At 59.6% G+C, this 18,262-nt stretch carries 15 protein-coding genes; 7 read left to right on the forward strand and 8 right to left on the reverse strand.

What is annotated here, in order from left to right:
• Nucleotides 1-86: 86 nt before the first annotated feature.
• From pqqA to RMV17_RS26975, 6 genes are all read left to right on the forward strand, one after another.
• Nucleotides 87-161 carry a pyrroloquinoline quinone precursor peptide PqqA gene (pqqA, locus tag RMV17_RS26950; protein WP_003422658.1) on the forward strand — a complete coding sequence of 25 codons (75 nt, stop codon included), beginning with the start codon at nucleotides 87-89 and terminating at the stop codon, nucleotides 159-161.
• A gap of 81 nt (nucleotides 162-242) precedes the next feature.
• On the forward strand, nucleotides 243-1,154 hold the full coding sequence (gene pqqB / locus RMV17_RS26955; protein ID WP_311883826.1) for a pyrroloquinoline quinone biosynthesis protein PqqB: 912 nt from the start codon (nucleotides 243-245) through the stop codon (nucleotides 1,152-1,154).
• Between the two features lie 134 nt (nucleotides 1,155-1,288).
• Entirely contained in the window at nucleotides 1,289-2,041 is a 753-nt protein-coding gene (gene pqqC / locus RMV17_RS26960) for a pyrroloquinoline-quinone synthase PqqC (protein ID WP_311883827.1), read from the forward strand.
• Nucleotides 2,038-2,313, forward strand: coding sequence for a pyrroloquinoline quinone biosynthesis peptide chaperone PqqD (gene pqqD, locus RMV17_RS26965; RefSeq protein WP_034155054.1), 276 nt, complete (start codon nucleotides 2,038-2,040; stop codon nucleotides 2,311-2,313). Before pqqC ends, pqqD begins: the two co-directional genes overlap by 4 nt.
• The gene (gene pqqE / locus RMV17_RS26970; protein ID WP_409373141.1) at nucleotides 2,306-3,445 is read left to right on the forward strand and encodes a pyrroloquinoline quinone biosynthesis protein PqqE; all 1,140 of its coding nucleotides are present in this window, start codon (nucleotides 2,306-2,308) and stop codon (nucleotides 3,443-3,445) included. Before pqqD ends, pqqE begins: the two co-directional genes overlap by 8 nt.
• Nucleotides 3,411-5,222, forward strand: a complete 1,812-nt coding sequence (locus RMV17_RS26975; protein ID WP_311883832.1) for a S9 family peptidase — start codon at nucleotides 3,411-3,413, stop codon at nucleotides 5,220-5,222. Before pqqE ends, RMV17_RS26975 begins: the two co-directional genes overlap by 35 nt.
• Before the next feature lie 133 nt (nucleotides 5,223-5,355).
• Here the strand turns inward: RMV17_RS26975 and RMV17_RS26980 are convergent, their stop codons facing one another.
• From RMV17_RS26980 to RMV17_RS26990, 3 genes are all read right to left on the reverse strand, one after another.
• Complete coding sequence (locus RMV17_RS26980) at nucleotides 5,356-5,514, reverse strand: YqaE/Pmp3 family membrane protein (protein WP_003228885.1); 159 nt, start codon at nucleotides 5,512-5,514, stop codon at nucleotides 5,356-5,358.
• 65 nt (nucleotides 5,515-5,579) lie between these two features.
• Complete coding sequence (locus tag RMV17_RS26985; RefSeq protein WP_311883834.1) at nucleotides 5,580-5,762, reverse strand: DNA-binding protein; 183 nt, start codon at nucleotides 5,760-5,762, stop codon at nucleotides 5,580-5,582.
• Between the two features lie 209 nt (nucleotides 5,763-5,971).
• Nucleotides 5,972-7,255 (reverse strand): aminotransferase class III-fold pyridoxal phosphate-dependent enzyme, encoded by a 1,284-nt coding sequence (locus RMV17_RS26990; protein ID WP_311883836.1) that lies wholly within the window; start codon nucleotides 7,253-7,255, stop codon nucleotides 5,972-5,974.
• 169 nt (nucleotides 7,256-7,424) lie between these two features.
• Here RMV17_RS26990 and RMV17_RS26995 point away from each other — a divergent pair, with 169 nt between their 5' ends.
• Nucleotides 7,425-8,339, forward strand: a complete 915-nt coding sequence (locus RMV17_RS26995; protein ID WP_034155050.1) for a LysR family transcriptional regulator — start codon at nucleotides 7,425-7,427, stop codon at nucleotides 8,337-8,339.
• A 227-nt stretch (nucleotides 8,340-8,566) separates the two neighbouring features.
• Here the strand turns inward: RMV17_RS26995 and RMV17_RS27000 are convergent, their stop codons facing one another.
• The 5 genes from RMV17_RS27000 to RMV17_RS27020 form a co-directional block, all read right to left on the reverse strand.
• The gene (locus RMV17_RS27000) at nucleotides 8,567-10,345 is read right to left on the reverse strand and encodes an acyl-CoA dehydrogenase C-terminal domain-containing protein (protein ID WP_034155049.1); all 1,779 of its coding nucleotides are present in this window, start codon (nucleotides 10,343-10,345) and stop codon (nucleotides 8,567-8,569) included.
• 212 nt (nucleotides 10,346-10,557) lie between these two features.
• Nucleotides 10,558-12,354, reverse strand: a complete 1,797-nt coding sequence (locus tag RMV17_RS27005; RefSeq protein WP_311883838.1) for an acyl-CoA dehydrogenase C-terminal domain-containing protein — start codon at nucleotides 12,352-12,354, stop codon at nucleotides 10,558-10,560.
• 90 nt (nucleotides 12,355-12,444) lie between these two features.
• Nucleotides 12,445-13,734, reverse strand: a complete 1,290-nt coding sequence (locus tag RMV17_RS27010) for a GGDEF domain-containing protein (protein WP_034155047.1) — start codon at nucleotides 13,732-13,734, stop codon at nucleotides 12,445-12,447.
• A gap of 198 nt (nucleotides 13,735-13,932) precedes the next feature.
• A complete protein-coding gene (locus RMV17_RS27015; protein ID WP_311883840.1) occupies nucleotides 13,933-16,035 on the reverse strand; it encodes a cytochrome c peroxidase in 2,103 nt (700 codons plus the stop codon).
• A 272-nt stretch (nucleotides 16,036-16,307) separates the two neighbouring features.
• Nucleotides 16,308-18,113, reverse strand: coding sequence for a phenylacyl-CoA dehydrogenase (locus RMV17_RS27020; protein WP_108225153.1), 1,806 nt, complete (start codon nucleotides 18,111-18,113; stop codon nucleotides 16,308-16,310).
• Nucleotides 18,114-18,262: the final 149 nt, after the last annotated feature.

Here is an 18,262-nt window from a genome sequence, read left to right on the forward strand (position 1 = left end):
GCAGCCTAACTATTTGGAACATCTCTGCGCTGCCGTGGACTATAACTATGGACAGCGCTATCCCACCCACCCCGAGGAGACACACCATGTCCTGGACAAAACCTGCTTACACCGACCTGCGTATCGGCTTCGAAGTCACCATGTACTTCGCCAGCCGCTGAGTTCTGCTTACGTAGAATTGCAGTGCAACGCCTCGGCTCGCCGGGGCGTTTTATTTTCCGCGTTGAAATGATGGAGTGTTCATGTTCGTCCAGATTCTGGGTTCGGCCGCTGGCGGCGGTTTTCCGCAGTGGAACTGCAACTGCGTCAACTGCGCAGGCTTTCGCAACGGCAGCCTGAATGCCAAGGCCCGCACCCAATCGTCCATCGCGATCTCCGATGACGGCGTGAACTGGGTGTTGTGCAACGCCTCACCGGACATTCGCGCGCAGTTGCAAAGCTTCGCCCCGATGCAACCGGGCCGCGCCCTGCGTGACACCGGCATCAGCGCGATCATTCTGATGGACAGCCAGATCGACCACACCACCGGTCTGCTCAGCCTGCGCGAAGGTTGCCCGCATCAGGTCTGGTGCACGGACATGGTTCACGAAGACCTCAGCACCGGTTTTCCGCTGTTCAAGATGCTCACCCACTGGAACGGCGGGCTGGACTGGAACCGCATCGAACTCGATCAGAGTTTCACCGTGGCCGCGTGCCCGAACCTGCGATTCACTCCGCTGCCGTTGCGCAGCGCCGCGCCACCGTATTCGCCGCACCGCTTCGATCCGCACCCGGGCGACAACATCGGTTTGATCGTTGAAGACCTGAACACCGGCGGCAAGCTGTTCTATGCGCCGGGGCTGGGCAAGGTCGATGCGCCGTTGCTGGAGATCATGGCGGGCAGTGATTGCCTGTTGGTCGACGGCACGATGTGGGATGACGATGAGATGCAACGCCGTGGCGTCGGCACTCGCACCGGTCGCGAGATGGGCCATCTGGCGCAGAACGGTCCTGGCGGCATGCTGGAAGTGCTGGAACAATTGCCTGAGCAGCGCAAGGTGCTTATCCACATCAACAACACCAACCCGATTCTCGATGAGGATTCGCCGGAGCGTGCTGAACTGGCGAGACGTAATGTTGAAGTGGCGTTCGATGGCATGAGTATTGTGCTGTAACTGATGGCCTCATCGCTGGCAAGCCAGCTCCCACAAGGTTATGTGGCGTACACAAAACCTGTGGGAGCTGGCTTGCCAGCGATGACGTCCTGACAGACACCACAGAATCCAACGGTTGTTCCCGGAGAACAGACATGACTGACACGCCAATGTCCCCCACCGAATTCGAAGCAGCCCTGCGCGCCAAAGGCGCCTACTACCACATCCACCACCCGTACCACGTGGCGATGTACCAGGGCCGCGCCACTCGCGAGCAGATTCAGGGCTGGGTCGCCAACCGCTTCTACTATCAGGTGAACATCCCCCTGAAAGACGCGGCGATTCTCGCCAATTGCCCGGATCGGGAAATCCGCCGCGAATGGATCCAGCGCCTGCTCGACCACGATGGCGCCCCCGGTGAAGACGGCGGCATCGAAGCTTGGCTGCGCCTCGGTCAAGCGGTCGGTCTCGACCCGGATCAATTGCGCTCCCAGGAGCTGGTGCTGCCGGGCGTACGTTTCGCCGTCGATGCCTACGTCAACTTCGCTCGTCGCGCCAGTTGGCAGGAAGCCGCCAGCAGCTCGTTGACCGAACTGTTCGCGCCGCAGATCCACCAGTCGCGCCTCGACAGCTGGCCGCAGCATTACCCGTGGATCGATCCGGCCGGTTACGAATACTTCCGCACCCGCCTCGGTCAGGCGCGGCGTGATGTCGAGCATGGTCTGGCGATTACGCTGGAGCACTACAAGACCCGCGAAGGCCAAGAGCGCATGCTGGAAATTCTCCAGTTCAAACTGGACATTCTTTGGAGCATGCTCGATGCCATGAGCATGGCCTACGAACTGCACCGTCCGCCGTATCACAGCGTCACCGAACAACGGGTCTGGCATAAAGGAATCACCTTATGAGTTTCGATCGCAGCAAAGTCCCGACCTGGCGTCCCGGCTACCGCTTCCAGTACGAACCGGCGCAAAAAGGCCACGTGCTGCTGTATCCGGAAGGCATGATCAAGCTCAACGAAAGCGCTGCGCTGATCGGTGGTTTGATTGACGGCGAACGCGATGTCGCGGCGATCATTGCCAAACTCGATGAGCAGTTCCCCGGCGTGCCCGAACTCGGCGACGACATCGAGCAATTCATGGAGGTTGCCCGTGCGCAGCACTGGATCGAACTTGCCTGATCTGCCGCCCAAGCCTGAAGTCGGCCTGCCGCTGTGGCTGCTCGCCGAGCTGACCTACCGCTGCCCGCTGCAATGCCCGTACTGCTCCAATCCACTGGATTTCGCCGAGCAGGGCAAGGAGCTGAGCACCGAGCAGTGGATCAAAGTGTTCCGCGAGGCGCGGGAGATGGGCGCAGCGCAACTGGGCTTTTCCGGCGGCGAGCCGCTGGTGCGTCAGGATCTCGCCGAGCTGATTCATGAAGCGCGGCAGTTGGGTTTCTACACCAACCTGATCACCTCCGGCATCGGACTGACCGAGCAGAAAATCAGCGACTTCAAAAAGGCCGGCCTCGATCACATCCAGATCAGTTTTCAGGCCAGTGACGAGCAAGTGAACAATCTACTCGCCGGCTCGAAAAAAGCCTTCGCGCAGAAACTGGAAATGGCCCGCGCGGTGAAGGCCCACGGCTATCCGATGGTGCTGAACTTCGTCACCCATCGGCACAACATCGACAAGATCGACCGCATCATCGAGCTGTGCATTGCACTTGAGGCCGACTTTGTCGAACTTGCTACCTGCCAGTTTTACGGTTGGGCGCAACTCAATCGTGTCGGCCTGTTACCGACCAAAGATCAACTGGTACGCGCCGAACGCATCACCAACGAATATCGGGCGAAACTGGAAGCCGAAGGGCACCCGTGCAAGCTGATTTTCGTCACCCCGGATTACTACGAAGAACGCCCGAAGGCCTGCATGAACGGCTGGGGCAGCATCTTTCTGACGGTCACGCCGGATGGCACCGCCCTGCCCTGTCATGGCGCCCGACAACTGCCGGTACAGTTTCCCAATGTGCGCGATCACAGCATGCAGCACATCTGGTATGACTCGTTCGGCTTCAACCGCTTCCGCGGTTACGACTGGATGCCCGAGCCGTGCCGCTCTTGCGACGAGAAAGAACAAGACTTCGGCGGCTGCCGCTGCCAGGCATTCATGCTCACCGGCGATGCGAGCAATGCTGACCCTGTGTGCAGCAAGTCCGAACATCACGGCGTGATCCTCAAGGCCCGCGAAGAAGCCGAGACCGCCACCCAAACCATCGAACAATTGGCCTTCCGCAATGAACGAAACTCACGCCTCATCGCCAAGGGCTGAGCCTTTCAGCGCCTCGCAAGCCGTCGCTGCCGGCATGGACTTCGCCGAGTTGCAGCTCGGTGCCAACGGGCTGTTCTGGAATGAGTATCGTCCGGAAGATGCCGCGTGCCGGATCTGGCATTGGCGCGATGGCATGGCGAAATGTCTGACGCCGGATGGCTTCAGTGTGCGCAGTCGGGTGTACGAATATGGCGGTGGCGCGTTTTGTCTGACGCCGGATGGGGTGGTTTTCGTCGCTGAGGCGGATCAGCAGTTGTATCGCCAGACTTTGGATGGCGAGCCTGAGGCGCTGACGGCGGGCGAATGCCGTTACGGCGATGTGCATTTTGCCTTCGGCCAGGTTCTGGCGGTTGAAGAGCAGCAGGATCAGCATCGGCTGGTGGCGATTGATCTGGCTGATGGCCGTCGACATGTGCTGGCTGAGGGCGCGGATTTTTATGCGGCGCCAACACTCAGCCCGGATGGCCAGCGTTTGGCCTGGATCGAATGGAGTCGGCCGCATCAGCCGTGGACGTCGACCCGGTTGATGGTGGCTGAGCGTTTGGCTGACAGCACATTCGGTTCGCCGCGACGCGTTGCCGGCGTTGAGATTGAAGAGTCCATTCAACAGCCACGATTTGATGCTCAAGGTCAGTTGTATTGCCTGACTGATCGCGGTGGTTTCTGGCAGCCATGGGTCGAGACTGCCGGCGGCTTGAAACCATTGCCCGCTGCTCAGGCCGATCATGCACCGGCGCCTTGGCAACTCGGCGGCTGCACCTGGTTTCCTGTTGGGGATTCCGTTCTCGCCAGTTGGAGCGAAGGTGGTTTTGGGCGCCTTACGCTTGGGGATGAAGATTACACGGGGGATTACAGCCGCTTCCGCCATTTGGCGCTGGATGCACAGAACATCTACTGCATCGCTGCCTCGCCGATCAGCCCTTCGGCGGTCATCGCTATTGATCGAACGAGCCGCGAAGTGAAAGTGCTGGCCGGTGGTGTTGCGCCCCTGCCCGCTGAGCGCATCAGCCGTCCGCAAACCCTGCGCTACCCAAGCGGTTCTGGCGAAGCGCACGGCTTCTTCTATCCATCCATGAGCGGCGAGACAAAACCGCCGCTGGTGGTGTTCATCCACGGCGGTCCGACGTCGGCCTGCTATCCGATGCTCGATCCGCGCATTCAATACTGGACGCAACGCGGCTTCGCCGTCGCCGATCTCAACTATCGCGGCAGCAGTGGTTATGGCCGCGAATATCGTCAGGCGCTGCACTTGAGCTGGGGTCAGGTGGATGTCGAGGATGCTTGCGCCGTGGTCGCCTATCTCACCGAACAAGGCTTGATCGACGGGGAACGGGCATTCATTCGGGGTGGCAGCGCAGGCGGTTACACCACGTTGTGTGCGCTGGCGTTCAAGCAGGTCTTCCGCGCTGGCGCCAGCCTTTACGGGGTCAGCGACCCGGTGGCGTTGGCTCGGGCGACGCACAAGTTCGAAGGTGATTATCTGGACTGGCTGATCGGTGATCCCGAGCAAGACGCCGAACGCTACGCCGCCCGCACGCCGCTATTGCATGCAAACAATATCCGCGTGCCGGTGATTTTCTTTCAGGGTGAGCTGGATGCCGTCGTTGTCCCGCAACAAACCCGCGACATGGTCACGGCGCTGGAGCAGAACGGCGTCCCGGTCGAAGCGCATTACTACCCCGACGAACGCCACGGCTTCCGCCGCGCGGCCAATCAGGCACATGCGCTGGAGCAGGAGTGGAGGTTTTATCGGCAGGTAATGGGGTTGGCGGACTGATCACCGCGCCCCGTTCAAAACCGAGTTGCCCCATTCGCGAGCAGGCTCGCTCCCACATTGGATCGGTGTTGTTCACAAATCCCCTGTGGGAGCGAGCCTGCTCGCGAAAGCTATCTATCAGCTGCCGCAGAACTCAGCGCTTGGCGATGATATACACCGCATGCACGATCCCCGGAATATACCCGCACAACGTCAGCAGAATGTTCAACCAGAACGCCCCGCCAAACCCGACCTGCAGAAACACACCCAGTGGCGGCAACAGAATAGCGATGATGATCCGAATAAAATCCATGGGGCAGCTCCTGAATGGGGGTTGGCTCACCTGAGCCATACAAGCTAATCGACCCGCGCCGTTCGTCAGGGTTCAGTAGCATTTTCCGCGTCTGCATCAGACTGACGCCGAGCCGCCTCAGAAATTGCAACGAGGCACGACTCATCAAACTCCCGCATCAATGCCTTGCTGATGGCACCGACATCAAGCAGTGCAAAGGCTGACTCGTGTATCGATTCAGAAATTTCACTTTTGAATTTTTCACCCATGAGCTGGCTCCTCAATTTCCTTGGTCGACAGGTTCTCGATTTGTCGTAGCAACGGCTGAGCTTAAAAAACATGAGCGGCTCCATCGCTCAAGCATTAATTGCCACCTGCAAAACCCGGCCACAAAAAAACGCCCCACGCCAAAAGAATCAGGCGTGGGGCGTGCGTTATACCGCGAGACGGTTCTTGAATTCGGGTAGGAAACTTCAGTTCAGACGGCAATCCCTTTGCGGCATTGCAGTTGTGCGGTGCGCACGCGGGCGAAGGCGCGGGTGAGGCGCAGGAGCATTTCGTCGATGTTGGTTTTGCTCACGGTGAGCGCCGGGGTGAAGCGCAGGCAGTTTGCTTGCGGGGCGTTGAGCAGAAGGCCTTCGTGCAGGGCGGCGTGGACGACGGCTTCGGCGGAATCGTCTGACAGAGTCAGTCCGTGGAACAGGCCTTGGCCGCGCAGTTCGCCGTGGTCGTAGCGGTGCGCCAATCGGGCCAGGCCTTCGCGCAGATGTTGGCCGTTGTCGTTGATCTGTTCGAGAAAGCTGCGGTCTTGCACGCTGTCGAGCACCACCAGACCGGCCGCTGTCATCAGTGCGTTGCCGTGATGGGTGCCGCCGAGTTCGCCCGCTTCGAAACAACAGGCCTTGCCCCGCGCCAATAGCGCCGCTAACGGCACACCGCCGCCAAGCCCTTTGCCGAGCACAACGATATCGGCGCGTACGCCGTAGGACTGTTCGGCGAGCAACGTGCCGCAGCGGCCGATGCCGGTTTGCACTTCGTCGAGGATCAGCAGAATGCCCAGTTCACGGCACAGACGCTCGACGCCTTTGAGGTAGTGCTCGGTGGCTGGAATTACACCGGCATCGCTCTGGATCGGCTCCAGCATGATCGCCACTGTTTGCGCATCGACCGCCGCGTGCAGCGCCGGCAAGTCGTTGAACGGCACCCGATCAAAACCCGGCAGCAGCGGCGCGAAACGGTTGTGCAGGTTGCAGCTGTCCGAGGCGGAAATCGTTGCCAGGCTTCGACCATGACAACCCTGCTTCGCAACGATGATCCGCGACGCGCCGCCGCGATGCAGTTGGCCCCATTTGCGCGCCAGTTTGATCGCCGCTTCACAGGCTTCGCTGCCGCTGTTGAGCAAGTACGCCTGATCGCTGGAAGTGGCGGCGCACAGGCGCTCGGCGAGGCTGAGCATGCCGCGATTATGCAGATTGAAACCGGGATTGATCAGCGCCTGCGCCTGACTGCTGATGGCTTTGACCAATGCCGAAGGGCTGTGGCCAAGGCTGTTGGCACCGCCGGCCTGGGAAAAGTCGAGGTATGCACGATCGTTGCTGTCCCACAGCCACGATCCCTGACCCCGGACGAACACCTGTTGCGGCCGTTCGACGCTGGGCATCAGCCTTTCAGCGCTAAGATTCTCGCTGCTTTGAGCAGGATTGGCCTCGAAAGCGAGGTCATCAAGACTCGGCGTCTGGCGCCGCAAACTGAACAGATTCATTGCAAAAAACCTCGTTCGAGGTGTTTTGAACTGCCTATGTAAACACTGTCGAAGCGAACGCTATTCATCGCGCTTTCTGGCCCTGTAAGCCTTGTGAATGCGGTTAGACTAGGCGCACTGACGGCTTCGGGCCATTTCGTTTTTCCAGCATTTTCGATAAGCGTTACTTATGGATTTCAAACAACTGCGTTATTTCGTCGCGGTCTACGAAGAAGGCCATGTCGGCCGCGCGGCGGAACGCCTGTCGATCTCGCAACCGGCGCTGTCGCAGCAGATCCGCCAGCTCGAACAGAACCTCGACGTCACTCTGTTCGAACGCAGCAGCAAACGTCTGCTGCCGACCCTCGCCGCGCACACGTTGTACAACCATGCCTTACCGCTGCTCGACGGTTTGCAACGGGCGCGCGAGGCGCTGGGCAACTTCAAGGGCCAGGCCTTGCGCACGTTGGCAATCGGCGTGCTGCAAACAGTTCACACCAGTCTGGTGCCGCAAATGCTTGAGCGGGTGCGTAAAGCGCAGCCGCATCTGGTGGTGCAGATTTATGAATTGACCGGACTTGAGATCGAGCGACGATTGCTCAATGGCTCGCTGGATATTGGCATCAGTTATCTACCGCCGCGCCAACCGGGTTTGCATGGTGTGATGCTTTACGAAGATGAACTGACGCTGGTGATCCCGGCGGATCATCCATTGCGTGAATTCAAGAAAGTCTCGATGCGTCAGGCGGCCGAACTGCCCATGTTGCTGTTAGGCGAAGAGTTTCAGATACGTCAGATCTGGCAGGCGCAACTGACCGCCCTCGGACGACGTCCGCAGGTGCAGGCCGAGCTGAACAATATGGTGGGGATTCTCGACAGTTTGCCGCACACCAAACTGGCGACGGTGCTGCCGGGCCGTTCGCAGAAGGAATACGACGATCAGGATCTGTTGTGGAAACCGCTGAGCGAACCCCGGGTGCCACTGAAAGTGGGTTTGGTCTGTCGCGATGTGCAACGTCAGCAGGCGCCTTTGGCGCTGTTGCGGACATTGCTGGAGGAGGTGATGGAGCGTGAAGTGCGGCCAGAGAGAGATCCTCTGGTCTGAGTACTTTTCTGCAGGCAAAAGAAAACCCCGCCGAAGCGGGGCTTTGCAGACTGTTTCCCTGACATCCATTTCACTCCGCCACCCTGGCAGAATCCTACGTGTCCGTGTTGTTGCTTTGCGCTTCCTGCGCGACGTCCATGAAATGTAGATTAGCCGTGGATCCAATCTACGCATATGGGAGAACAGCAGCACGTCATGTAAGAGAATGCTTACATGACGTCATCGCATCAGAATTGCGCCGCATCCAGCAGGAACAGCGATTCGCTACCGGCCTTCACCGACGCGCTCAACGAGTGAATTCGCGGCAGCAGACGGGCGAAGTAGAAGCGCGCGGTGCCTAGCTTGCTGGCATAGAAATCGTCCTGCGCTTCTTTGCCCAATGAGGCTTTGGCCATCAATGCCCACATGTAGGCGTAGGAAACGTATCCAAACGCTTGCAGATATTCGACCGAAGCCGCGCCAATTTCGTTCGGGTTGTTTTTTGCCCGATCCAACAACCACGAGGTCAACTCGTCGAGAGTGTCGACGGCATCGTTCAGCGGCTTGGTGAATTCACCCAGATCGGCGCTGGCCGTCGCGGTGAAATGGCGGATCTCGTCAGCGAACAGCTTGTAGAACGCGCCGCCGCTGCCGACGATCTTGCGCCCGACCAGGTCCAGCGCCTGAATGCCGTTGGTGCCTTCGTAGATCTGGGTAATGCGCACGTCACGCACCAGTTGCTCCTGGCCCCATTCGCGGATGTAGCCGTGGCCGCCGAAAATCTGCTGGCCGTGAACGGTGGTTTCCAGACCCAGATCGGTGAGGAATGCCTTGGCCACCGGCGTCAGCAACGCGACCAGATCTTCCGCACGTTTACGGGTGGTGGCGTCTTCGCTGAACTTGGCGGTGTCGAGTTGCATTGCCACGTAGGTGGAAAACGCACGGCCGCCCTCGTTCGAGGCTTTCATGGTCAGCAGCATGCGCCGCACGTCCGGGTGGACGATGATCGGGTCAGCGACTTTGTCTTTGTTCTGCGCGCCAGTCGGCGAACGGCTTTGCAGACGGTCGCGGGCGTATTCAACGGCGTTCTGGTAAGAGCGCTCACCGGTGGCCAGGCCCTGGATGCCGACGCCCAGACGTTCGTAGTTCATCATGGTGAACATCGCGGCCAGGCCTTTGTTCGGCTCGCCAACCAGATAACCCACGGCTTCGTCGAAGTTCATCACGCAGGTCGCGGACGCCTGGATGCCCATCTTGTGTTCGATCGAACCGCAGTTCGCCGGGTTACGCGCGCCCAGGCTGCCGTCGGCATTAACCATGAACTTCGGCACGAGGAACAGCGAGATGCCCTTAGGACCAGCCGGGGCGTCCGGCAGTTTGGCCAGCACCAGGTGAATGATGTTTTCGGTGAGGTCGTGTTCGCCACCGGTGATGAAGATCTTGGTGCCGCTGACTTTGTAGGAGCCGTCGGCCTGAGGCTCGGCTTTTGTGCGGATGATCCCCAGGTCGGTGCCAGCGTGCGGCTCGGTCAGGCACATGGAACCTGCCCAGACGCCGGCGTACATGTTCGGCAGGTACGCAGCTTTCAGCTCTTCGCTGGCGTGGGCGTTGATCGACAGGCAGGCGCCGGCGGTCAGCATCGGGTACAGACCGAAGGACAGGCTGGCGGAGTTGACCATTTCTTCAACCTGCGCCGACACGGCTTTGGGCATGCCCATGCCGCCGTATTGCGGATCGCCACCGACGCCAACCCAGCCGCCTTCGGCATAAGTCTTATAAGCCTGTGGGAAACCGGCTGGAGTGGTGACGGCACCGTCGGCCCAGTGGCAACCTTCTTCGTCAGCGGCGCGGCTCAATGGCGCGATGCTTTTGCTGGTGACCTTGCCGGCCTCTTCGAGAATGGCTTCAACGGTTTCGGCGTCGACGGTCTCGGCCAGTGCCGGCAGTTCGGCCCAGAGTTTGGCGACCTCGAACACTTCATTGAGGACGAAGCGCATATCGCGCAGCGGCGCTTTGTAGTCAGCCATGGCAAACCTCGCAAGATCTAAACGGTGATTCGTGGAATGGTGTTTTCGTTGAGCCGGAGTGTACCTCAACAACTTTTGCGACACATAGGGTCAACCGGTGACTGTTTTGTTATTTTTAGTCACCACAAAAAGATCGCAGCCTCCGGCAGCTCCTACAGGTAAAACTCGATCCCGTGTAGGAGCTGCCGAAGGCTGCGATCTTTTGCTTTTTCCTACAGGGAAAACAGTTCAGCAGGCAGTTTCATCAAACAATCACTCCCCGCCTCAATCGCCGCTCGATGCGCCGCCGTACGCGGCAACAAGCGCTTGAAGTAAAACTCGCACGTCGCCAACTTGCCCCGCAGGTAATCGGCCTCACCCTCGCCCGCGTCCAGTTGCGCCTGCGCCACCAATGCCATACGCAACCACAGATAACCGAGAATGATGTAACCGCTGTACATCAGATAATCAACCGACGCCGCGCCCACCTCATCCGGGTTCTTCATCGCCGCCATCCCGACCTTCATGGTCAGGTCGCCCCACTGCTGGTTCAGTTCATTGAGTTGCGCAACGAAACTGCCCAGTTGTGGATGCTCAGCGTTGGCCGCGCAGAACTTATGGACGATTTTGGTAAACCCGCGCAGCAACTTGCCCTGACTGCCCAGCACCTTGCGACCCAGCAGATCCAGCGCCTGAATGCCGTTGGTGCCTTCGTAGATCGGTGCAATCCGACAGTCGCGAACCAGCTGTTCCATGCCCCACTCGCGAATGAAGCCATGGCCGCCAAACACCTGCATGCCGTGATTGGTTACTTCCAGCCCGGTGTCGGTCATGTACGCCTTGCAGATCGGTGTGAGGAACGCCAGCAGGTCTTCGGCCTCCTGACGCGCTTCGGCATCGCTGCTCAGATGCGCGACATCAAGCAACTGCGCGGTGAAATAGGTCAGCGCACGATTGCCCTCGTTGAAGGCCTTCATGGTCAGCAGCATGCGCCGCACGTCCGGGTGGACGATGATCGGGTCGGCCGCTTTGTCCGGGGCTTTGGCGCCGGTCAGCGAGCGCATCTGCAAGCGGTCGCTGGCGTATTTGATCGCGCCCTGGAAGCTTGCTTCGCCCAGACACAAACCCTGCATGCCGGTGCCGAGGCGCGCGTGGTTCATCATGGTGAACATGCAGTTCAGGCCCTTGTTCGCCTCGCCGATCAGGTAGCCCTTGGCACCGTCAAAGTTCAGCACACAAGTGGCCGAAGCCTTGATGCCCATCTTGTGTTCGATCGAACCGCAGGAGACGCCGTTGCGCTCACCCGCTTCGCCCGCCGTATCCGGCAAGAACTTCGGCACGATAAACAGCGAAATCCCTTTGGTCCCGGCCGGCGCGTCCGGCAGTTTGGCCAGCACCAGATGGATGATGTTGGCGCTCATGTCGTGCTCGCCGGCGGAGATGAAAATCTTGCTGCCGGTGACCGCGTAACTGCCGTCAGCCTGAGGCACGGCGCGGGTCTTGATGATGCCCAGGTCGGTGCCGCAATGGGCTTCGGTCAGGCACATGGTGCCGGTCCATTGCCCGGCGGTGAGTTTGCTCAGATAAGTCTCTTTCTGCTCGGCGCTGCCGTGGGCGTGAATCGCCGACATCGCACCGTGGGTCAGCCCCGGGTACATGCCCCAGGAGGTGTTGCTGGAGCCGACCATTTCGCTGATCACCAAACCCAGCGAACTTGGCAGGCCTTGGCCGCCGTAAACCGGATCTGCCGCCAGACCGTGCCAGCCGCCTTCGACATATTGTGCGAAAGCCTGCTTGAAGCCTGTAGGCGTTGTCACCACACCGTTGTCGAAATGGCAGCCCTCTTCGTCACCGCTGCGATTGAGCGGCGCCAGAACGTTCTCGCAGAACTTCGCGCCCTCTTCGAGGATCGCGTTGATCATGTCCGGGCTGGCGTCGTGGGCGCCGAGGGCGGCGTAATTGGCGTGGAAGTCGAAGACGTGGTCGATCAGAAAGCGCATGTCGCGCAGGGGAGCTTTGTACTCAGGCATGGTGGCTTCTCCGTCAGCAGATTGCTCCAACCTACTGCCGGCCACCACGCCCCACAATCACTGTGCAGACGCTGAATGCGCCGTCATCACTCAACCTGCGGCCGTGTCCATGCGCACCGCTCCGCGACGGTTTTGTCCGTACGCCATCACGCAGTTACGCCCCGCGCCTTTTGCGGCGTAGAGCGCCTCGTCGGCAGACTTGAGCACTTGTTCCGGGTTGCGCTGCTCCACTCGTTCGGCGACGCCGATGCTCACCGTGACCGAAACGCTGGAGGCACCGGAACCGGCCCGGCGCTGACGACCTTGCTGATCATCCTGCGGACGGTTTTCCTGATTGCGCAGTTGAATGTTGTAGGAAGCAATCGACTCGCGGATCACCTCAAGGTGCGGCATGCACTCCTCAAGGGTTTTGCCTGCAAACACCAGGGCGAATTCCTCACCGCCATAGCGATACGCCCTACCACCGCCGCTGATTTTCGACAGTTTGCTGGCCACCAGACGCAGCACCTGGTCACCGACATCGTGGCCATGGGTGTCGTTGAATTTCTTGAAGTGATCGACGTCGCTCATCGCCAATACATAGTTGCGACCGAGGCGTTGCATACGTTCATTGAGCGCGCGACGGCCCGGCAGACCGGTGAGCTCATCGCGGAAGGCCATTTGATAAGCCTCGTGCGCAACGGCGGCGGCGATCATCAACATCACCTGACTGCACATGATGTTCAGGGTAAACGGCAGGATGAAGGTTTTCGGCAGCATCCAGAACACGCCGAGCAGGCCTACCAGTTGCGCCGCATGCAGCGGGCGCGGGTGGCGCCAGTATTGCCAGGCGAGCAGCAGGAATGCCGAGATAAACACCGGATAGGACAGTTGGATCAAGCTCATCCACGCGCCGTGCAGCGCCGGCCAGCGGATTTCCGAGAGCCACATCAGCAGTGCCTGGGGATAACTTTGCTCAAGGCCCAATGCCACGCTGCCAAAGGCCAGCAACACGGCGAAACGCGCAACCATGTCCTGAAACAGATGTGTGCGTTCCTGCCACGCCGCGAAAAGGCCAAACAGCAGCGGCAGCAGCAAACAGACGAGGTGGAAGACCACCGCAGCGTCTTCGCGAACCTTGCCGTTGTCGCGGTAATAGTCGGTCTGGGTATCGAGCAAAAAGTAGGCGATGTACACCGTGAGCATCAGAAACAGTTCGCGCTGACGTCGGTAAACCGCGCAATACGCGCCACCCAGCAACAGCACCAACGTCGGCAGCACGTTGAACAGAGAAGTGAAGAACACGTTGAGGTCTTTGACGTACGCAGCCGCCAACCCCGCAAGTAACAACAGCAGTGATGGCAGGAAATGGCTGAAACGTACAGCGGAAGAACGCGGCAAGGGTAAAGCTCCGACCCGTCATATCAAAGAGATGGCATTGTGCCTGCAATGTGGCCAGTTAAGCACACACAATGTGATCCAGATCACATGCAGTCTCTTTAACGGCAGAAAACCCGAGTATCTGAGCGATTTACCAAGTTTTTTGCCCGATTTGCCGTACTGGCCACCATCACTGATGGCCAGGCTTGAAAATATCCCTCACAGATCGTTGTAGAACGGCAACAACGGCCCCTCCGCCGAACTCCGGCCCTCGGCCCCGTATGGCTTGAGCGAGAACAAAGCGTCGGTCGCTTGCCGGGTGGTGACTTTCGGACTGGCCGGCCGCTGGGTCACGGCGTTTTCATCGCCGATCTCGCCCTGCGGAAGAACCAGCGACGGATGATCGAACGGTGCGCGCTCCCAAGCCACGCGCGGATCGGTGAGGCCGACTTCCATGAATTTCACCAGTGCGTCGATCTCATCCGGCGTCAGGTTGAGATTGGTCATGTCCGGATCGAGGTTCGAGGTGTTGTGCTGATTCGCCGCCGGGTGCTCGAAGCCGCTGGTGTTGTTGGCGTCCTCGCCACGGCGGTCGCCGCCACGGTTGTAGAACTCCATCACCTGTTTAAGCGTGGCGCGGCTGCCGTTGTGGAAGTACGGCCCGGTCAGCGCGATGTTGCGCAGGGTCGGGGTTTTAAAAGCACCATCGACCGAATCGCGGAAGCCAACGTTGGGTTTAAGCGTGGCGTCGCACGGAATCGCAGCGCTCAGCGGCGCTTCAAAGGTGCAGACATCAACGTCCAGCGGATCGGGAATGCTGCCGCCCTGCAACACCTTGTTGTACTGACGGCTGAACGACCATGGGTTGCCCCAGGCATCCGAGCCACCGAGGGCCAGATCTTCGGAAGTCGGACGTACACCCGTGTTGTAGAAGCCGTTGTCGTAGAGGGTGGTGAGATTATCGGCCATGACCATGCGTTCGATGCGTTCACGCGGATGCATCAGCAGGCGGCTGGCCGCGTTGGTCAACTCCGGGCCGCCATGGCAGCTGACACATTTGCCTTTGCCGAGGAACAGGTTCATGCCCTGGACCTGCTGCGCGTTCATCGCGGTTGAATCGCCTTGCAGGTAAGCATCGATGGGGGCCTGATCGGAGACCAGCGTGGCTTCGTACATCTGAATCGCCAGACCGAAGAACAGTGGGAAATTGGCCTCCATCTGCGTATACGGCGCGCCGCCGACGAGCACATTCTGGGTGGCGTTCCACAAGCGCGGCTGGAAGGCGTTCTTGATCAGCTCGCGATAGGTCGGACGTCGCGCGCCGGATACGGGGGCGAGCACGGAATCGCTGGAGGAAATCCGTTGTTGCTTGAGCATCAACTGATCAAGCATGCGCCGGCCAATGTCGGCGAAGGTGCGACCACCGCAGGACATTTCCACTGCGCTGCCGGGTGGGCCCACGGCTTGCGAAGCGGCAGACGCGTCATTGAGTGCAAGTTTGACTTTGGTCGCCACCGTGTTGCGTTCGCTGGTCACGTAAATGCCCGCATCCGGATCACGATTACCGAACGGGGAAAAACCGTTGAACACGTTGTTGGCCCGCCCGTCCCAGAAATTGCGCACGTTGAACGCGGCATTGATTACCGAAGGCGCGTTACGCCCGGTGCTGCGACGCACATTGATGCCGCCGACCTGGAAGATGCCGTCAGGCTGCTGGGTGCATTTGTCGAAACGCGGCTGGTTGGGTTTGACGAAGTTGGCGTCGAATACGCCTTGGGAGCCGACCACGTCATCGCTCGAGTAAACAATCGGCGAGTTGCGCTCCAAAGGGTTGCTCAGCACATGAGTCGGGAAATCGGTTTTCTTCAGCGTGTAATTCGGCCCGCCCTTGCCACCGGACAACGTCGCGTAGGACGCCACATCACCGGGGATATCGGACGCAATGAAAGGTTTGTTGAAGATCGAGGCGACGTTGGCGTTGGTGTGCGCCTGACCGGGGTTGAGCTGGTTGGTGATGCGATGATCGACGCCGGCGTGGTAGTGGCAGGAAGCACACGCCGTGGCGCCATCGCTGCCGACTTCCATGTCCCAGAACAACGCCTTGCCCAGCAGGATCGCGGCGGAGCGGTTGAGCACGTAGTCGGTCATCAGGTCGACCTTGCGCCCGCCCTCGGTTCCGGAGGGATCGGGCGGCACCATGCCGCGCAAGGATTGCAGGCTTGGCACTTCCGGTACGGGCGGATCGACTTCGGCCGGTGTAGCGGCCATCGTGTTGAAAGTGGCGAGTGCAAAGGCTAACCAGACAAGTCGGCAGATGTTCATGTGCTTCACCCTGACGTTGTTGTTATGCGTTTTGCCGGGCGAGAGGCGTCGTGGAACAGCACAGGATTTCTCGTGAGCGCCGGTTAATCTGCGCAGTGCAATTAATTGGCCATCCTCCGGAGAAACATTTTGAATCAATAAACGCGAGGGCTGCGCGCTGCCTGCTTACCGTTTCTGCTGGGGATTCCCCCCCAGAATTGGGGACAAATTCAACGCAAAAAAAAACCGCTGCCCCGAAGGAGCAGCGGTTTTTCAAAAGACCGCGTTAAGGCTTAGTAGCCCAGTGCGAAGTCTTCTTCTTTCATGTCCATCAGGTTGTTGGCGCCCGACAGCATGGTGGCCACGTGCGTACGGGTACGCGGCAGGATGCGCTGGAAGTAGAAGCGCGCGGTTTGCAGCTTGGCGGTGTAGAACGCTGCGTCGCCGGTGCCTTCTGCCAGCTTCTCGGCTGCTACACGAGCCATGTCAGCCCAGAAGTACGCCAGGCAGGCATAACCGGAGTACATCAGGTAGTCCACGGAGGCCGCGCCGACTTCTTCGCGATCTTTCATGGCGGCCATACCAACCTTCATGGTCAGCTCGCCCCATTCCTTGTTGATTGCCGCCAGCGGTGCGACGAACTCTGCAACGGCTTCGTTGCCTTCGTTGTTCTGGCAGAACTTGTGGACGATCTTGGTGAAGCCTTTCAGAGCTTCGCCTTGAGTCATCAGCACTTTACGGCCCAGCAGGTCGAGGGCCTGGATACCGGTGGTGCCTTCGTACAGCATCGAAATACGGCTGTCGCGAACGTTCTGCTCCATGCCCCACTCAGCGATGAAGCCGTGGCCGCCGTAGATCTGTACGCCGTGGTTGGCGGATTCGAAACCGACTTCGGTCATGAACGCTTTGGCGATAGGGGTCATGAAGGCCAGCAGTGCGTCGGCTTTCTTTTTCTCTTCTTCATCGACACCGTATTTGACGATATCGACCTGTTTGGCGGTGAAGTACACCATCGCACGGTTGCCTTCGGCGAACGCCTTCATGGTCAACAGCATGCGGCGTACATCTGGGTGCACGATGATCGGGTCAGCGGCTTTGTCCGGCGCTTTCGGGCCAGTCAGGGAGCGCATTTGCAGACGATCGCGAGCGTATTTCAAGCCGCCCTGGAAACCGATTTCGGCGTGGGCCAGACCTTGCAGCGCGGTGCCCAGACGTGCGGTGTTCATAAAGGTGAACATGCAGTTCAGGCCTTTGTTTGCCGGGCCGATCAGGTAACCGGTGGCGCCGTCGAAGTTCATCACGCAGGTGGCGTTGCCGTGGATACCCATCTTGTGTTCCAGCGAACCGCAGGTCACCGCGTTGCGTGCACCGACGGTGCCATCAGCATTGGGCATGAACTTTGGAACGATGAACAGCGAGATGCCTTTGGTCCCAGCCGGAGCGTCCGGCAGGCGAGCCAGCACGATGTGGACGATGTTGTCGGCCATGTCGTGTTCGCCGGCCGAGATGAAGATCTTGGTGCCAGAGACTTTGTAGGAACCATCGGCCTGAGGTTCGGCCTTGGTGCGCAACATTCCCAGGTCGGTGCCGCAGTGCGGTTCGGTCAGGCACATGGTGCCGGTCCATTCGCCGGAAACCAGTTTGGTCAGATAGGCTTCTTGCTGCTCTGGCGTGCCGTGCTCGGAGATGGTGTTCATCGCGCCGTGCGACAGGCCCGGGTACATGCCCCACGACCAGTTGGCTTCGCCAACCATTTCGCTCACGGCCAGACCCAGCGACTCCGGCAGACCTTGGCCGCCGTGCTCGACGTCGTGCGCCAGGCTTGGCCAGCCGCCTTCGACGAATTGCTTGTAAGCCTCTTTGAAGCCCGTCGGGGTCTTCACGCCGGACTCGCTCCAGGTGCAACCTTCGAGATCGCCCACGCGGTTCAGCGGTGCCAGTACCTGCTCACAAAACTTGGCGCCTTCTTCGAGAATGGCGTCAACCATGTCCGGAGTTGCGTCTGCGCAAGCCGGAAGGCTCTGATAGTGCGCTTCGTAGCCGAGCAGTTCGTCACGAACGAAGCGAATATCACGCAAGGGGGCCTTGTAGTCAGGCATAGCGATAAACCTCTGCTGATGTAACCGGGAATGAACGACCGTGTTGATTTGTTGTGACGGTCAAACAGTTGTTTGAAACATACGTTTACGCCGAAATCTTGTCAAGCGTCGATCTTTTGCCGTTCGTCATCGCACCTTTCAAACGCCGG

The organism is Pseudomonas sp. VD-NE ins, from assembly GCF_031882575.1.
Lineage (GTDB): Bacteria > Pseudomonadota > Gammaproteobacteria > Pseudomonadales > Pseudomonadaceae > Aquipseudomonas > Aquipseudomonas fluorescens_BZ.